This is a genomic window from Flexithrix dorotheae DSM 6795 (genome assembly GCF_000379765.1).
In the GTDB taxonomy this organism is placed as follows: domain Bacteria; phylum Bacteroidota; class Bacteroidia; order Cytophagales; family Flammeovirgaceae; genus Flexithrix; species Flexithrix dorotheae.
Map to the genome: position 1 here is coordinate 1 of NZ_KB903469.1, position 18333 is coordinate 18333.

General features: G+C 37.7%; 8 protein-coding genes. All 8 read right to left on the reverse strand.

The genetic code is table 11. The annotated features are described in order from the left end of the window. Nucleotides 1-342: 342 nt before the first annotated feature. The 8 genes from A3EM_RS0129545 to A3EM_RS46400 all read right to left on the reverse strand — a co-directional run bounded on the left by A3EM_RS0129545 (nt 343) and on the right by A3EM_RS46400 (nt 17618). Nucleotides 343-579: a hypothetical protein gene (locus A3EM_RS0129545; RefSeq protein ID WP_020531867.1), complete on the reverse strand. Its 237-nt coding sequence runs from the start codon at nt 577-579 to the stop codon at nt 343-345. A gap of 312 nt (nt 580-891) precedes the next feature. Further along, entirely contained in the window at nt 892-1470 is a 579-nt protein-coding gene (locus A3EM_RS0129555; protein WP_020531869.1) for an NAD(P)H-dependent oxidoreductase, read from the reverse strand. Nucleotides 1471-2009: 539 nt separating this feature from the next. Continuing rightward, nucleotides 2010-5273, reverse strand: coding sequence for a PKD domain-containing protein (locus A3EM_RS0129565; protein ID WP_020531871.1), 3264 nt, complete (start codon nt 5271-5273; stop codon nt 2010-2012). A gap of 27 nt (nt 5274-5300) precedes the next feature. Then, the gene (locus tag A3EM_RS0129570; protein WP_157638156.1) at nt 5301-6383 is read right to left on the reverse strand and encodes a hypothetical protein; all 1083 of its coding nucleotides are present in this window, start codon (nt 6381-6383) and stop codon (nt 5301-5303) included. Between the two features lie 4 nt (nt 6384-6387). Continuing rightward, entirely contained in the window at nt 6388-8364 is a 1977-nt protein-coding gene (locus A3EM_RS0129575; protein WP_157638157.1) for a fibronectin type III domain-containing protein, read from the reverse strand. 7 nt (nt 8365-8371) lie between these two features. After that, nucleotides 8372-12703, reverse strand: coding sequence for a hypothetical protein (locus A3EM_RS0129580; protein WP_157638158.1), 4332 nt, complete (start codon nt 12701-12703; stop codon nt 8372-8374). Nucleotides 12704-12753: 50 nt separating this feature from the next. Further along, the gene (locus A3EM_RS0129585; RefSeq protein WP_157638159.1) at nt 12754-14442 is read right to left on the reverse strand and encodes a hypothetical protein; all 1689 of its coding nucleotides are present in this window, start codon (nt 14440-14442) and stop codon (nt 12754-12756) included. Nucleotides 14443-14882: 440 nt separating this feature from the next. After that, nucleotides 14883-17618, reverse strand: coding sequence for a tetratricopeptide repeat protein (locus A3EM_RS46400; protein ID WP_020531876.1), 2736 nt, complete (start codon nt 17616-17618; stop codon nt 14883-14885). Between the last annotated feature and the right edge of the window lie 715 nt (nt 17619-18333).

An 18333-nucleotide genomic window follows, 5' to 3' on the forward strand; every position in this document is an offset into this window, starting at 1 on the left:
AAGGTTTAAAACCGAAATAAGAGAACTTGCTATTGCCATTATGATTTATCTAGCTGGAGGTAACCCGGAACGAATCTTTAAAAATAAAAATGGTCGGAATTTCTTCCGACCATGACTGAATTGACTTCTTCTTTTTTATTCATTATTAATTACTAATATATATTTTCTATTACCAAGTTTATTAGTCACTTCCTGCACACTAGATATAATCCCCAATCTTATGGACAGATCAAAAGCCTTATCAATGGTCCCTTGTACCCTGCTATAGTTTCTGTTTCTCTTATGTTTCTCCAACTTCATTATTTCTACCAGACGATTATAACTATATTCAATTTTTTCTTCTCAGGTACTATGAATGGCCTGAAACAAACATTTGATAAATAATTCTATACCTACATTTGGTCTTCCTGGTGAAAGTCCCCTCAATCGTTTATTAATATCAGAAGGTAAATTAAAATAGGTATTCTTTCTGTTTTGAGCAAAATCAAAAAATACAGCATTTACAGTCAACCGTAATAATCCATTTTCATCTGGTTTTACCTGGCCTTCTTCATACTTATAAATCCTGATAAGTTGCATGATCTCGATGCCATTGTAAAAGGTGCATGTCAAACTTCCCCTTGTAAAACACCCCCAAATATAAGCAAACCTATTGTCGGCAGTTCTGGATTGAATGGTTTTAAATGTTTGGAATGAACCCCGGCTTCCATTTCACTTTGTTGGTTTTTTTCATTGTTGGCTGAATAGTCTGAGTTGTTAAGGGTACAACTAAACAAAATAGCGGTGAAGGTAATGATTACTAAATTTTAATGAACTATAGAAAGCTTTATGGGAAAGGAATATAGCCATTTTTAGAATGTTATGATCTCCTCATTTATATTTCAATAAAGTTTATCTTATTTTTTTACCCATTCTTTCAACTTTTTCAATCCATTTGCTACGCCACTCTTTTTTAGAATCTTTCAATGGCCCTATGGATGTAATTTTGACAGGTTTTATCCCTGTAAAATTGAGAATTGATCTTTTTATTGAATTATGACTTGGCTTTCCAAACATTAGCCAATAACTCCACCCGGGTTGGTCTAATGTACAAATAACTCTTGCACTTCTTCCTCCTAACATCTTATCCCACCAAAGAGAATTTTCCCTCTTCTTATATGAAAATGGGGCCAGAAATGTCCTATCGAAAAAGCCTTTCATAATTGCTGGAAAACTACCCCACCAAACAGGATAAACAATAACAATATGTTCGCTCCATAATATTTTTTCCTGGGCATCGATTAGGTCTGGCTCTAATTCCATTCTCTTTCTATAACCAAATTCAAGGTTTGGATTGAAATTCATCTCCCGAATGATGATTTCCTTAACTTCTGCTCCAGAACTTAATGCTCCTCTTTTATAGGCATCACTTATACCAAAATTGAAGCTTTCCTTGTCGGGATGTCCGTTTATGATAAGTATTTTTTTCATCTACTTTTTTTTTAACAAAAAAATACTCTGCAGATGAAATTTCATTTGATATAAATCAAATTCGGTTTTTGGGTTTCTAATTCTACTTAAGGTTACAGGGGTAATTCCAAATAGAAAGCTACATGCGTCTGAGGTATCCTGATTGTTATATCAAGGAGATATTCTGATCATTTGTTTGGTTCATTCTTCTACTTTATTGAAAAAAATTGAAGATAATCTTTCTTGCAAACCTAATATGGTTTTAGTGACAACTTTACAAATGAGGCGTTCAAAATCATGATATTCCAGCTAATTACAACCAGCTTTTTCGTAGTGACACTCATAACTTTAATCGATTTTACCTTGATTCATTTGAACCAAAGCAAATGGAAGAAGAGGGACTTAAAAAATGGACTTTGGAATTGGTTGTATTACTTATAACAATTTTCAAGAGGTTACTTTGCCAGATTGAAAATTAATCCCACTCTACCTTTCAGCTGGCAAAATATTTAGCCTTAGTCCATTTATTGATCCCTCTTCCCTACCTGCAGTTAATTAAACTATTGTTTGAGGAGCCTGAAAACCCGGGATTCATTCCCCACAAATACAGATAAAATGTAAATTCCAAACTGTGCCTGAGTCAAATCAATCGCTTCTGATTTTTCTGATCCTGTAAATGACATCTCTTTTATAACTTCCCCTTTAACATTTACAACGGTGATATAGACCCCACTTTCCATGCTCAGTTTAATATCCAGCGTAACCATAGTCTCAAAAGGATTTGGGTAAATATTAAGTTCCTTAATTAAAGATTGAGGCAGCATTTCAAATTTAAAAGTAGATTCACCAACAGGTACTACCTTTATCTTTTTAATAATTTCATCAATACATGCTCCATTATCAACTTTTAATTTTACGGAATATTCCCCCTCTTTCGTGTACACCTGGACTGGGTCTTCATCCTCACTTACATTCCCATCACCAAACTCCCAGGCAAACCCAATTGGGTCCGGATAAGATAGCTGAATAAATTGTAGTGTATCTCCAATTTCTATCTCTGAAGAAGCCAAAAATTTCGCAGTTGGTTTTTCTTTTTCACTCACAAAAATTTTAGCTTTTCCTTCACAACCGAATGCATCTTTAGCCACCACCCAATACTCACCTTCCTCCCTTACTTCCAGAAAACTATTGGTTGAAATAACTTCCTCATTTTTCCCCCACTGATAGGTAGTAGCAGGTTTTTCAGTGATTAATGTAATTTTATCTCCTTCACAAAAAGCTGTGTCTTTTCCTAAACTCACAGAGTATGGATCATAAAAAGACACCTCAATTTCGTCATAGGTACTACATTCTGCTTCATTAGTCAGGGTGAGTCCATAAACTCCGGGGCTTGTAACCGTAATGGATTCCTCAGTTGAGCCATTCGTCCAGGTGTAAGCCATATTTCCAATACCAGGAGCCAACTGGAGTTCACTTCCGTAACATAAGGACACATCTTCTCCCAAATCAAATATCGGTGCGGGTAAAATCTCCACATCACTGTTTGCTTCAGTGATGCAATTGTTCTGATCGATCACTTTCACGGTATATAATCCACTTTCGGTAATTGTTAAAACATTACCTGTAGATCCATCAGACCATAAATAAGATACTCCAGGATATTTCCCTACTTCAAGAATTGTGGATTCGCAAGCGGTTATTTTTTCTGCCAAGTCCAGGTTTAACAATTTATTCAATTGAAGATTGACACTATCCCTATAAGTGCAACCATCTGGAAATTGTACTTCTATCCAATGAATCCCACTATTTGTAGCGACATAATCTACCTTTGTACTTTGATCATTCCAGGACCAGGACGTTCCCTGGGGCATTGTGGTGGGATCAATAGAAAAAGAAAACTGATTGCCACAAGTTGTAGCTTCAGCAACCAGAAAAGGTTTACGCATTTTTATATTGACAGTATCCACAATTTTAATTTCACACCCACTTTTCATTTTGGTAAGCAAAGTAATTTCATAATTCCCAACAGAATCATATTTCTTAAGAAAACTGGTTCCTGATGAGGAAGACCCATCATGGAAATAAAATGTTTGACTTTCAATATCATCATTATTTTCGGTAGTGTTGGTAATCAGTATTTCATTAGGCTCACATTGTGGAATAAAGGTAAAAGAAGGTTTTGCAACGGGATCGATAGTTACCATGGTTTTAAAAGAAGATTCACAGGTTTTATCTGTAGCAACAGATAAGGAGACCTTATAAGCACCCGATTTTCCAAAAGAATGTGACATTTCCTTTCCTTCTCCAACAGGGATTCCGTCAATATTCCAGGAATAAAGCGTTCCTTTTTGTCCTTCAGGAAAAATAACATCTGCTGAAAACTTAATTTCTTCCCCCTGGCAAGTGCCATCTGTATGAAATTTTACCTCTGGTAGTGGGAGTACATTTACTTCTTTTTGGAAACTGTTTTCACAACCAGCCGCTGATTTCACTGTAAGTGTAACCATGTAGTTACCCGGAGATGGAAAAGTATAGCTGGGGTCTGATGCTTCTGAATGATCATCCTCAGAAGCCTGATCACCAAAATCCCAAAAATACATAAGTGAGTCCTCTCCAGCAATTGAGGTATTGGTGAAGGTTGTTTTAGAACCAATGCAAACTTCATCACTTTCAAAACTGGCTATTGGACTGGTTTTTTCGATTACTTCAATTTGTGCCGCTGCATTGCAACCATTATCTTGAATAACCTGCACACTATAGGTTCCGGGTTGTGTAATGAAAATGGATGAAGTACTATCTTCGATACTTTCCCCATTGTGGAACCACCTAAAGCTAAATTTAGGATCATCAAGTTGGGTGTTCAAAACTATTGAATCACCTGAGCAAAGTATCTGTGGTTCGTCTCCAAGTTGAATTTGTGGTGCCTCAGGACAGGCCATGGTGGCAAGCGTAAACAGTGAGCTATCGAGATTTTCAATGTTTTCCGCTTTTACCAAATTGCCATTTACATCGATGGAAGAATTTACCAAAATCCATTGTCCGTTTTTACCAGCATCCTGCCATAATGAAAGTGAACTTTCGTCAATTATATCTGTCTCATGAGGCAAATAATTCATTCCTACCGAAGTGGGAAAGGCTGAATTGCTATTTTCGGGGGAAAAATCAAAATGCCGCATAATACTTCCTCCAGAAACTCCTGAAAGGCCTTTATGCCTTCTTATGAGGGTTGATCTTCCAAAATCTCCTGCTGATCCCAGGAATATTCCTAATCCTGCCTGATTATCATTTTTATCCGGATGATTAATAAACCTATCAGAAGCTTTAATGAATCCTTCAGGGCCATAGATGTAACTATCTTCATGTTCTCCAACCAATTTACCGGTACTACCCAAAAAAAGCTGATTGGTATTCAAAAACAAATTGCCTTTGGTAAGAGTCAACCCTCCTTTTATTGTGATGTTATTCTTTATTACAAAGATTCCTTCAGGTTTATTTATTTCTAAATTACCAAATATAAAACCTTCTCCTGTTAAGTATTGATCAATTGCTCCATTTAAGATTATTTTACCGACACCATCAGGATTAATGATCAACCCTCCTGTCCGGTTTGTTAAAGATTTATTAAAATATAGTCGGCCATCATTGTTGATTACCCCTCCTAATGAATCTGTATATGTTTCATGAACATACACATCCACATTCCCCAATACTGTAAGCTCCACACCATGATTGATCACCTGGGCATAAATAGTAGAATGCATTATGAATGAAAAGGCAAAAAACCATGGCACTTTTTTCCAAAAGCTGATTTTGTCATTTATCATGTTCTAATGTTTTAATTCCTATTATTTTTACTTTACCCTCATGATAAAAGCCAGCACATAGTAAGGAGGACGATTCTCGTGAGGTGTAGTCCGACCATTTATACCTCCGCCAATATATCCAACTGAGGAGCCAAGATGAGAGTGTGCGCCAGCATAACTGGTAGGTAAATATCCATCGGCTACCGGGTTTCCATAATTCATTCCGTGGTCATCATCTTTCCACATGGCGTCATTAGGCCCAGGGTCAGTTCTATTAATTCCTTCACCAGGACCAGAGTCTATCAAGGCAATATGTTGATGCGATCCATCAGATGTAATCGTTAGAGAATGATTATGCCGAGGCATCTCATCCAAGGTTAAAGCGTGCTTTTCCTTTCCTCCTTTTTCACCCCAGCTATTACCCCTAGCGCTTAAATCACTCAAACCTCCCGGGTCATCATAATCCGTCCTATCTGGATCATAGCCGGCAATAAAACGCCCTCTCAGGTTGGGGGCATAGCGGTTGTGGTAAGAGCTTTGGTTATCAGCTATCTTCTGTCCTATACATAATACGTAACCATCAGGAATACTCTCCTCCTTACCTGACCACATGATAATTCCACCAAGCGGAACAGTGCCGTATCCTACAAATTGTCCTTCAGTGGAAATATTATTTTGAGCAATAACTTCTCCCTGTACAGCCACACTATTTTCTTCCACAGCTTCTTTGACAAATGTCTTATCTCCAACAGCTAGTCTGTTCGTAATCCCTACATTTTTGGAATTGGTCAGTGCTATCGTAAAATGATCCTCATCTACCGCATTGCTACCTTTGCGGTATTTACTGTGGTTCAGGGATAGCCACTGATTCCCATCAAAATAATAGAATTCATCCTGATCGGTATCAAATACTAATAACCCTTCTTGTGGAGCAGGTATGCTTTCACGTTGGAAAGATGTCAGTCTTGGCAACAACACCCCTTTATTATTGGAAGGAGCAGTCACTTCAAGAATGGCGGATTTATCAATTGATTTTTTGCCAATACTTAAACCTTCTTCCTGGGCTTTCACATGAAATGCCCAAAAGAATAGTACGGCACAAAGAATGTAGTTTAGTTTTATAGTTTTCATAAAATTACTCATTTATTTCGATTTCAAAATTTTCTGATTTAAAACTGTTTCCATGGTGATCATAAGCCCTTACCTGATAGCGGTAGTTGCTACCCACATCTAGCTGGTTATCATTATAAAGCATATTTCCGGCAAGCCCGGTGACAGGCTTAAAAGGCTCTTTACCCACCGCCTGGTAGACTATGAATCCTTTGATAGCATCAGGATTATTTACTTTCCATTTCATCTCAATTTCCTTTTGTTTCTTATGGTATTTTCCTCTTAGTTCTATGGAGATCGTTTCCTTTACCAAGGTTTGTGCGGATAAAATAGCTGATGGTTCTGAGCTATTGCCTGCATTATCGGTTGCCATCAAATAATATCGATATTTTCCTCCTGGTTTGATGTCCTTGTCAGTGTATGCCGTAAGCTCGGGCCTTAAAGTTGTTATTTTTATAAATTCCCCTTCATTTTCGCTTCGATAAAGGGAATACTCATTCAAGTCATCCACTGTTAAAGAATGCCATTCCACTGTAATAAAGTCCTTTAGGCTATATACATCCTTTATAAAAGGTGCATCAGGTGCTTTTACATCTGGCAGTTGAACATTAATCTCCTCAGAAAAGGGAGATTGGTTGAAGGAGGTATCAAGTGCCACAATTTTGTACACATATTTTTCTTTATTTCCATCTGCAAATGTTTCCTTGTAAAAGGTGTTTGTCTGTGGTTTTACAAACATGGGATAAAAGCTATAGTCAGCGCCTTTGTCCAGGGCACGAAATACAAGATACCCCAATAAGTCGGGCTCCTGATTACCAGACCAGGTAAGACTAACTTCACCGGGCTGGATGGAAGCCTTTAGATTAGCAGGAGCAATAGGAGCAATTTCATCCGAAATTGTCACTAATATCTGATCCGATTCTGAAGTGTTGCCAGAACTGTCCACAGCCTCTACAAAGTACCAGTACGATCCGGGTGTTTTGGAAGATATCTGCCAATTCTTAGTATTGGGTTCGATAGGTACACTATTCATTTTGTGGTAAACGGTATCTGTCACCAGACTTCTAAAGATATTAAACCCTGCCAGGTCATCTGTTTTTTTCTGTTTCCATTGTAATCCGTTAGATTTATCTCCCTTTATTTTCCCTAATTTTGGAGCTGGAGGAGGGGTTTTATCAATTGTGGTAACATGGTACTCTTCGGTAAGTGCAGATTCATGACCGAAATAATCAATACTGCTCAATTGGTAATAGTAATTTTTCCCTGACTGCAGGTTATCATCCACAAAAAAGGCTTCAGGAAGGGACAGGTTACCCTGTTCATCTTCAGATGAAGTAACCATTATTGGCCGGGAATTTAGCTTTTCCTTTGGACCTTGTGGGGTTAACCCCCGATAAACATTGACAGCAAAAAACCGGTTTTCCTCGATTTTCCAGGTAAAGCTCACCTCCTTTTCATCAGCAGTAAGCACAATATCTGATGGGGGGCTGTCTTTCTCCCAGGAGTCAACCACAATCGGTTTAGTGGTGCTTATCAAAGTCTCTTTCCGATCAGGCATTAATTGCATGATACGGTATTGATAGGTTTTCCCCCTTTCAACTGTAGTATCATTGAATTGCAAGCCCAGGTAAAGGGCGAATTTTTCACTCAATATGGATTGGATCAGGACAGACAATTTGACCAGCCCCTCCAGTTCTGTCCCCCTTTTTTTATTGGTGATTTCGGTTAAGACCCTTAGCTGATCATCAGTTGAAAGCGCTTCAGGGGCTATCTGACTTCCCTTTACAATTGGCTTTTCATTACAGATTTGCCAGGTTTTCCCTTCATCTTCAGTGCGATAAATATTTACTCCATGCTCATAGTAAATTGATTCGGAATACCATTTGATTTTGGTATGAACAATAGTACTGTCATCCCCGGCATTTACAATGACAGCCTGCCCTGTTTGGGCATATCCCCCAAAGGATATCATCCACAATATGTAAATAATTCTATACCTCATAGTTCTGTTATAATTGTATACTGGAATTTAATTCAAAGCCAACCCCTACACCCAAAACCTTGGCATGGCCATTCAAGGAGCCATAAAAGTGATAAACACCCCTCACGTCCTTAAAAAACAACATCCCTTTCAGTCGGGCATCAATCAGGTCCATACTTCCATCCTTAAAAAAAGACTGGTAATCTATTTTGACATTGGCCCAGGCTTCTACTTCCACACCCCCTTCTCTGAACCTGAACTCAGGCTTGATGTCAAAGCCCACGAAAAAAGTAGATTGAAATCCTACCTCTGCTGCTGCATTAAATTTGGCTATTTCCAGGTCTATCCACCCCGTTTCAAATCTTCTTTGGAACAGGATTCCAAGGCCTGCATCAAGCCTTTCTGTCCCAAAGCCCAACCAGCCCTGGTATTTCATTCCCTGGCATCCTTTGTCTATTATGATCCGGTCATAACGGTTTCCCAAATCAAGCTGCCAGGAAGATGGAGAGGTAGATTCGAAAGTGGCGTTTGCTTTGAGACAAAAAGCCATCGGTTTTTTACCACTTTCTTCTTTTTTCCGGTTAGTCTGCAGATTAAGCGAACCTTTATAATGGTTGTTTGCCGGGAAATAATAAAAACTGCCTCCACCAATAAAATCTGAAGTAATTTTACTTTTTCGTTCACTCTTGGTTGTTCTTTCATTACTCAGGCCAACAGAACCCATGAGATGCAATGATTGCATGTCACCAGTTGGGGTATATTCCAGATCAGCTCCAAACGTACCTGTAAAAAGTTCTCCTTTAGATTTTTTATCAATGAGTTGTAACCTCATGTTACCACCATAAGCGGTGCCTTTATCCACCCTATATTTCCGTGTGGCACTTAAAAAATCATCTGCACTGTAATAAGATTGATCCAGGTCGAAAGTTTCAATATCTTCGAACTCTAATTTTTTAAATGGAGGAATTCCATTCTCAAAATCATTGTAGCTCCCTACTCCTCCCAGGCTTTTCAAATCTGTGTCATTGATATTCTCACCCACCTGTACCTCCACTTCCTCCTTGTTTTTCATGTGATGATAGATGGAACCTTTTAATTCGGTGATGATTAAGGGACCTACCTTAATGCCTTCTCTTTGCCCTTTTTCAACCCCAATGTCTTTAGATTTAGCACCGAGCTTAACCAACCAATAATCTGTGCCGTCTTTTTTACCTAATACCAACTGCCCGTCCATGGTAGCCTTAAAAGGCTTCTCCAAGGAAACATGTAGCACACCCTGCCAAAAATCCCCCCAGGACCCCTGATTTTCTACATAATTGAGCACACCAACCGCCCAACCGGAAGTAAATTTCCAGTAGACAGGTATAGTCCAGACATATTTTGTTTGTGAAGCAGTATTTGATTTGTAGCCAAATCCATTCACAAATGCCATATAAAGATCCTGAGCGTTTCTTCCCATACGGCCTGCTTTTTCGGCTGCTTCAACCGTTGCCTCGGCACCTTTGGCTATTCCCTGACCTACTGTGGCAAAGGATTTTGAAGTTTTCATTCCGGCATTTTCAAAAAATCCACCTGTTTCACCTGCTGCTTTTCCTATTCCTGAAAACACCGGGTTTGCATCAGTATTTCTTTCTTTTCCACTGATAAGATCTATTCTGGGTAAGCCCTGATTAGGGTTTGAGACTGATTGTCCTAAATTAATCCCAGCCTTTATCCCCAAAGCATAAGTATTATTAAAATGAACTGCCTTTACACTATCCACTTCTAGTTCATAGTTACCACTGAGCAATCCTTTTGTTTGCCGGGTAAGGGACATGGCTCCATCAGGGGTTTTAAATCCAAAACTTCCATCTCCCCATAAATTCAGGTCGGAAACATTTTTCAGATTTACATTTGCAGCCTCATAAGTCAAATTTACAGTAAGTGCTAGCCGATCTTTATTTGCAAAATGCGCCTGAACAACTTCCAGATTAGTCTCTTCCTGTATATTGCCTTCACTAAAAGTAATCATCCTGCCAGCCAAAGACTCATCCAATGACCCTGGCATGAATCCACCATTTCGGATGGGGATGGTATAGGCAAATTCCTCTGTTGTGCTAAATAATGGGATGGCAATAACCCCTTTCAAATAATTATCCTGGGTATCTAAAAACCTGCTTTCCGAAACGCTTAAGTTAATTTCGGAGAGTTCCCCGGTGAATTGGTTAAACCAGGCATAAGTACCCTCCTCAAATTTCCAGAAAAAATTTAAATCCAATCCTTTACCGCCAATCCAGGCAGTGATGTCTGGATTATTATGTTGTACCATATTGTAGGTCAGTTGCTTAGCCAGAACCAATTGATTTTTACTATCAGTAAATACAGGGAAATTTATATCAAAATTTTTCAGGTAAACTCCTTTTTTCCCCGGATCATGTACCCAATTTTCAGGGGATTCAGTTTCTGAAAAATCGATAATTACTGCATTCGGTTGAATATTTATACCAGTATTATTCCCCAGGTCAAATTTTTTATCGCTCCCCAGTTCTTTAAAATCAAATGTGTAGAGCTGTTCCTTAAGCTTAAATGGGTACTCGATTCTACCTGATTGATAGCTTGCTTCAATTTTTTGAGGTAAAGAAATATGGCCGTTCAGGCGAATTTTGAAAGTATTGTTATTGACTAAAAAGTCTGAATTATCATACAATGAAATAGTGAAACCAGAGGGATCAAGTAAATCGTATGCTATGTTATTTTCGATTAGTACCAACCCGTTTAAGCTAAACTCATTATAATCCATCCAAACTTCTTTGGAGGTGACATAAGCCAGTTCACCGGTATTTACCGGATGTGGTAAAGGCCATTTTATTTGCCCAAGCAGCCTCAGGTTATCCTTATCCAGTTTCAATTGTTTCAGATGAAAATGTGCTTCACCATTTGCTTCATAATCCGAATCAAGGGGCATCGGTGGTTTATTCGATAAATCTAAGGTCAATTCCCCCTTTCGCAAGACATAGTTTCCTGCCAGCATCTCCACTGTCAAATCCCGGAATGGCACTTCAAGAAATTTCTCCTGGCCATATGGCACCATTGCCACTCCTGAAAGACTGTTCAGATCACCCTTGGTAGATTTTACAGTAATCAGATGTTTACCTGCGTAAAAAGATTCCAGAATGGGTGGGCCATCAAATGTGAAAACAGGACTGGCTGCTATTTCCTGCTCCCCGGTAAACGCCTTAATTTGCCAGGCGAATTTTTTATTTGGAGGAATGGGTTTATTCAATAAAATACTTTTCCCACTTATAGAGGATGTGGTGATTGATTTTTCCTCATGCCATGCCTCATTTACCTCAATGGCTTGCTCCGGAAGCTGATTTTCTTCCAGCATTACAATTTTAAACTGGTAATAGTACTGTTGTTGTTTCAGCAGGTTATCGGGAGCAACCCACTTAAAATTCTGGAGTTCATTTTTGCCAAAAGCATGTGCATTTTCAGGCAAACTTAAGTTAATATAGCCATCATTAGGATAACCATAATAAAACCAGCCAACTTCACTAAACCCCTCATTTTTGAAAAGAGAAATTCCTGTTTCATTTCTGGCTTGCACCCGATAGGCATATTTTTTCCCAATATCCAGAACTGGAGCACCCATGTCATAAACAAAGCGGGTTTCAGTTGTCCAGTCAGAGGTAAAAGTAGGTAATACCTTATTGCTGGAAATGGCATACATTGGGTCTATATTGGGATCGGTAACTTCAAATATGCTCAATTGATATTCTGTGGGGTTTTCAAGGTTTCCGGAAACATCATTAGCCATTTGCCATTGAAATGGGATATTCTGGGTAATATCCGTATTGATATGAGTACCTTTAATGGGGTTAATTACATACGGTGGTTCTTTTAAAGTTACCCAAACATTTGCACAGGCAACCTGTGACAATGATTTACCCGATTGATAATCCAATGCTTCAAAACAGAATCGGTACAAACCCTCTTTTAAGCGACCATTGCGCAACAATTCGTTGGCATAAGATCCTGTAAAAACCAAATTATTAAAATTAAAATAGTCGGCAAGATCAGCAGGTTGAAGCACTATCGGAACCCCTGAAGCAAGATTGACTGGTTCAGGTACAAATTGTGGGTTAGTTGTTATTTTAATCCCATTCCCTTCAATACTGAATTTTAATTTCACATCCCAGGAGGGTTCGCTTAGGTCTGTAAATAATAAATTTACTCGTAACTGGGAATTATCAATTGCAAAATAATCACTCAGATATGCTGAATAAGGAGGTGTTATAGTAGTCTGAACCCTTACTGGATGCTTCTGTGAAAAACCCAATAATCCGGCAGCTACAAAATACAATGTCAGTATATACTTCATAATTTTTGTTTTCATGGAAATTGAAATACTAATTGTCAGATCTGTTATTCTCAAAAGTTGTAGCCATAATTGATTTCTGCCCTTAATTCATTTACCCGGCTGGCGGTTTCCGCAATACGAATCCGGTCAAGAAATGAAATTCTTGCAGATAAGCGCTGATGTTTACCAAGAGGATGATTGTAATTCAGACTATAGGTCTTATACTTATTGCTGATTTTTCCATCGGTATAAGCATAAAGCCAAACCACAGAAAGATTGGTTTTAAATCGCTTTCTTTTTTGGGCAGCAATAGATAAAGATGGTCCTACAGAATTCGTAATCAGGTCACCCGAGGCATTGTTTGTATAATTGACTGCTGAATTAAGGGAAAGCAGTTTATTTAGTTTTGTCTGGTAACCTGTACTGAAATTATAAAAATTAGAATCCCGATTTGTAGGATCAGTGAGTTTTTGTATGTTTCCCTGTAAAAACAGGTTGCCTTTTAGAGTATTGGCCAGGGCATGATTAAAGACAATCCCCGCATTTTGAGTTACCTGAACATAACTGAGGGAATCCAGGGTGGTAAACGCTGAATAAACAGTGCTTGAATTAAAATTCGAATAGTTAATGGCCAGGTTTATACTTTCATTGACGTTGTAAGATAAATTTACTCCACCAATTAATCTTTCCATCCTGGATAGCTTATCCCTGTTGAGGTTATTATATTGAACGCCTCCATTAAGGTCAAGATTGATCTTGTTTTTTAGCAGATTGAAGTTAAAACCAGTGGTTATATCTTCTAGGTCATTAGTGAGAAAAACCGAGCCCATACTTTTATATTCAGGGTCAATCCTTCTATAGTTTAAATAAAGGTTGTATTTTTCTTTGCTATAGTTGAGTTTTCCAATAATAGCCTTATTGTGTTGAGTAGAAGCATTGGTTTTAATCAAAGGACTTAATAATTTATTACCCAAATTTTCACTTTCAATGGCAGGACTTCTTGAATCTAAATTATAGATACTTGAAGCAAATTTAATTTCCAGAGATAGTCGTTTAAAAAGCTGCTTACGGAGACCCAATTCCACAACCACATTTTCCTCAGGGCTGGGATAATTTGCACTCGTCCCACCAGAATCCAGTGGAGTTGAAGAAATATCATCATTGGCCTGAAACAGAGTAAAATCTATCTGGTCACTTTTTCTGAATCCTGTGATTTTAATACCCTGTCCCATTCTTTTGTAAGTTGGTGGAATTTCAATCCCATTTCGAAAACTTCCGGCAGGTGTTGGGGCAATCAATCTACCCCTCATCGAACTTACTTTAATCGGTAAATTTGATGGGGTATACTCTACCCCTAATCCTAAAAAAACATTACTTCCCAGCGTAAGCTCAGAAAAATTCAAGCTCCTGTGCCCGGCATGGAGGGTAATCGATTTGTACCGAGGACTTACACCATATTGATTGAAAGGTTGAACAAATTGCTGCTGTTGCTGGCTAATCGATAATGAGACAGGGATATCAACCCCATATAGATTAATGTTTACATTCCCATTTAAAAGCCAATAGTATGGAGGTCTTCTGTCTTCAATGCCCCAGGCATGGTAAAATGTATTTACCATGGAAAAACTTCCACTTATTTTCACTGGATTTTGGTTCTTCAAATTGTCTAATTGCTGGCCAGACACATTGATTACGAAAAGCAATAAAGGCATGATAAATAGGGTAATAGTTAATTTTTGGGCAAATTTTTTTTTCATCATTATTGAATAGATCACCACAATGGAGTTAAAGATTTCATTGTATTTTCAATATGGAGTCAATCCCCTGAAATGCTGTTTTCAAGGGATTTCTTTACATTTAGGGAATCAGCAATAATCTTCCTTTCTATAGAAATAATCCCTGCTCTATTTTTTTCGAGAGACCTGAAGCCGATTTGGAAGTAAGTTTTTGTGTCCTGATTACTGGAGTATTTGTGCCTCTTTTTTTACATATAAAATGAAGGCATTTATTAATAGGTGAGAGAAATAAGTGAGGTATTGAGTTTTTAGTCATGGTAGAAGTAGTTGGGTACAAAATCATTGTTATTTTTAAACAATTGATTAACGCTGTACAAAAACTTAAACCATGCAAATTTGTCGCAAATACGTATAAATTTGTCGCATTTGACTTTTTTACCAAATATTTATTGGTTTTTATAAGATTACAAGACTGTTTTTTTGACTTCCCCCGGAGCAAATCCAAACTGATCCTTGAAGCATTTATTGAAATAATTGGGACTGGAAAACCCAGTCATAAAGGCTATATCTGCTACGGTACCTGCATTGTTTTTCAATAGTTCCATTGCCCTGGAAAGTCTTACACTCCTGATCAGTTTATTTGGAGGTTGTCCCACAAGGGCTTGCAATTTCCTATGAAGCTGGCTTCTACTCATTCCAACAATTCCTGCGAGCTCCTCCACACCAAAGCTGTTATTGTCAATGTTTTCCTCAATGGCCTCAATTATTTTTTCAAGAAAAACCTGGTCAATAGACGATATTTGCAGGTCAGTGGATTTAAAAGTTGTAATTTGGCTAAATTGAGAAGTTAATTTCTCCCTGCTTTTTATCAGGTTTAAAATCCTTGTAGTCAGTTCTTTCCGGTCAAAAGGTTTGGTCATAAAATCATCTGCCTCAATATCCAAACCTTTTAATTTACTGTCCATATCAGCTCTGGCAGTGAGCATGATAATAGGAATATGGCTGGTTTTTTCGCTTTGTTTTAACTGTTTTACTACTTCATACCCATCAACACCTGGCATCATGATATCTACAAGGATGATATCCGGTAATAATTCTTCGCCCTTTTTTATACCAGCCTCACCATTTTCTGCTTCAATTACTTTCATTTGATCTTTGAGGACCTCTTTAATAAATATCCGCACATCATCATTGTCTTCGATAACCAATACCGTTTTGCAACTGCCTAAAACGGGTAGGTCATTTTCATCTGCAGCAACTTCAAATTCATAGTCAAGGCCATTTTGCGATACCCCATTTCCATGAGTACTGTCTTCAAAAACCGGTAAATTTTTCCACTGATTTTTTATAATTGGCAATGAAATTTTAAAAGTGCTGCCTTTGCCTTTCGTACTATCTACGCTAATTACCCCATGGTGAGAGGTTACCAGTTCCTTGACCAATGCCAGTCCTATACCAGAACTCGCCTGCATATCGCTTTCAGTATGGTAATACCGTTCGAAAATCAGGTTTTGTTCCTTCAAATCAATTCCCTGACCTGTATCAGTTATTTTTAATTCAATTTGGTCTTTAGAAGCTTTGATTTCAACTAAAATCTGGCCTGGCCCCACGGTAAATTTAAATGCATTGGAAAGTAGATTGACCATAATTTTTTCCATGCAATCCTTATCAAAATAAGCCATCACTTTTGGTTGTTCAGCAGTAAATGTAAGGTCAATATTCCGGGAAAGTGCCAAGGATTGAAAACACATGGTAATTCCCTTTACAAAACTGACAAAATCTTCTCTAACAATATGTAAATTGAGTTGATTTGAGTCTAATTTTGAAAGATCTAATAATTGATTTACCTGGTTTAATAATTTACGTGCATGTTTTTGCATCATATTGAGGTAGAGATGGGTTTGCCGGTCCGGAACCTTTTCTCTGATTTCCTCAATTGGTCCTAAAATTAATGTAAGAGGAGTTCTGAATTCATGAGAGATATTGGCAAAAAAACGTGATTTTGCACGATCTACCTCTTTTCCCTTTTCAATGATTTGCCTGTTTTTCCTTATCCTTTGGCTTTGAAACAAATAAATCAGGATTGCCAGAAATATGGTTCCAACCACAGATCCAATCAGCATATTTTTTTTTAATTCATCGATTTCACTTTCTTTCTGTAATGCTGCAATCTGTTGTTCTTTCTTATCCAATCCATAGGTCAATTCCATATTAGCAATGTCCCTGGTCTTTTTATTATCAAAAAGACTATCCTCATAAACCTTATAAAGCTGGAGGTATTTAAATGCATCCTTATAATTACCCATTCCTTCATAAGTTTGGTATATCAGGTTAGTCAATCGACTTTGGAGCCTCTTATTATTGATTTCATTGGCAATGGCATAACCCGTTTGGGCATGCTCTAAAGCAATGGGGTAATTTTTCTGCAACAGGAAAATTTCAGCCAGATTGGATAATGATAATCCCTGGCCATATTTGTCTTCTAATTCGAGTTGTATTTCATACGCTTTGCCTGAATATTTCAATGCACTGTCGTATTTAGCCAAATTACGATAGTCCTTTCCAAGGTTATTACATGAAATTGCCATTCCATACTTATCTCCGGTTTGGGTAGTGGCTTTGAGCACCTGATAAAAATTATTTAATGCACTGTCGTATTGATGCAATTCTCCATAAATCAGCCCAATATTATTCATTGTCCTCATTATCCCACTTTCATTATTAAGCGATTGATAAATGGACCTTGCTCCTTCATAATAGTGCAATGATTTTTCAAAATCATCTTCCACCCTGAATATATTTCCCAGACTTATATATACATAAGCTATGGAATGGGGTTCGTCCAGTTCTTCAAAAATTTTCAGTGCAGCAATATTCTCCTGAATAGCTTTGGGATAATTTCCCATCAATTCATTGATATCAGCAATTTTGATCAGCATTCGGGCTACCCCTTTTGGGAAATTTATTTTTTGACCAAGTGCTAGTCCTGCTGTAGCAATTTCCATGGCATTGGCATACTGGAATTCCGTTTCATAAGCTTTGGAAAGTCGATAATGTGTATTGACTTTGGAAGTATCATCTGGCAAACTCTTCAGGACTTGTTCAAGACTGTCTATATCTTGCGCCTGGCCATAAATTGTAAAGGATAAAAGGAGGAAGGAAAATAGGTTTTTGTTTAAATTGGGCGTTAGTAAATTCATTTTTTATTAAAAAATTAGGTGTTTGGGAAGTTAGTTAGTTGTTAGTATGCACCTAAAAAGAGGTATAAAGCTCCATCTGGAAATGTGAAATTAGGGTTTTATTGGTAATATCAAAGATAACCAGGAGGTCATCATGTCAAATTTTTTATTTTACCATAATCGGAAACTATAAAAAACATTTGGCAATTTAGACTATGGTTAATGAGGAGTACAAAAATGCTATTTTTTTAGCACATCACAATACTGGACATTTTTAAGAAATTAAATAATATGTCTACCTATTTAAATCCTCCTCCTTGCTTAGCGGAGCGAAACGAGGAGGTTCGAGAATGGCGATTGTATCACCAGTAAACCAAAATAGCGTTTAAAACGCTTACCTCCGCCATCCTCGTTGCAAACGAGGATGATAAATTTGGTTAGCCTGACGACATGCTCCTAGCCTCCTCGGTGAGGGTAAAGTCATTTCGAGTCTATTTTTAACTTTAAAAAATGAGGGAGATTTTTTTAACATATAAAAAACTTTAGGTTCGTAAATCATTTTCCCCTTCTGGAAATAATGAAATGGCTAAAGTCGTAAAAAAAGTCCAGGGAAAAAGTACAATCAGGCAGTGGAAGTCAAAAATTTGCTTCTCCCCTATCCTGGAAATTGGTTTGAACGGTTGGGGGAAAATAAAAGAGCAAGCGTCTACCGTTTTAGGAGTGAACGTCTGCTCTT

Bases quoted from the DNA above. Each gene is read 5' to 3' on its own strand.
- A3EM_RS0129545 (WP_020531867.1), bottom strand. From the start codon at position 579: ATGCAACTTATCAGGATTTATAAGTATGAAGAAGGCCAGGTAAAACCA.
- A3EM_RS0129555 (WP_020531869.1), bottom strand. From the start codon at position 1,470: ATGAAAAAAATACTTATCATAAACGGACATCCCGACAAGGAAAGCTTC.
- A3EM_RS0129565 (WP_020531871.1), bottom strand. From the start codon at position 5,273: ATGATAAATGACAAAATCAGCTTTTGGAAAAAAGTGCCATGGTTTTTT.
- A3EM_RS0129570 (WP_157638156.1), bottom strand. From the start codon at position 6,383: ATGAAAACTATAAAACTAAACTACATTCTTTGTGCCGTACTATTCTTT.
- A3EM_RS0129575 (WP_157638157.1), bottom strand. From the start codon at position 8,364: ATGAGGTATAGAATTATTTACATATTGTGGATGATATCCTTTGGGGGA.
- A3EM_RS0129580 (WP_157638158.1), bottom strand. From the start codon at position 12,703: ATGAAGTATATACTGACATTGTATTTTGTAGCTGCCGGATTATTGGGT.
- A3EM_RS0129585 (WP_157638159.1), bottom strand. From the start codon at position 14,442: ATGATGAAAAAAAAATTTGCCCAAAAATTAACTATTACCCTATTTATC.
- A3EM_RS46400 (WP_020531876.1), bottom strand. From the start codon at position 17,618: ATGAATTTACTAACGCCCAATTTAAACAAAAACCTATTTTCCTTCCTC.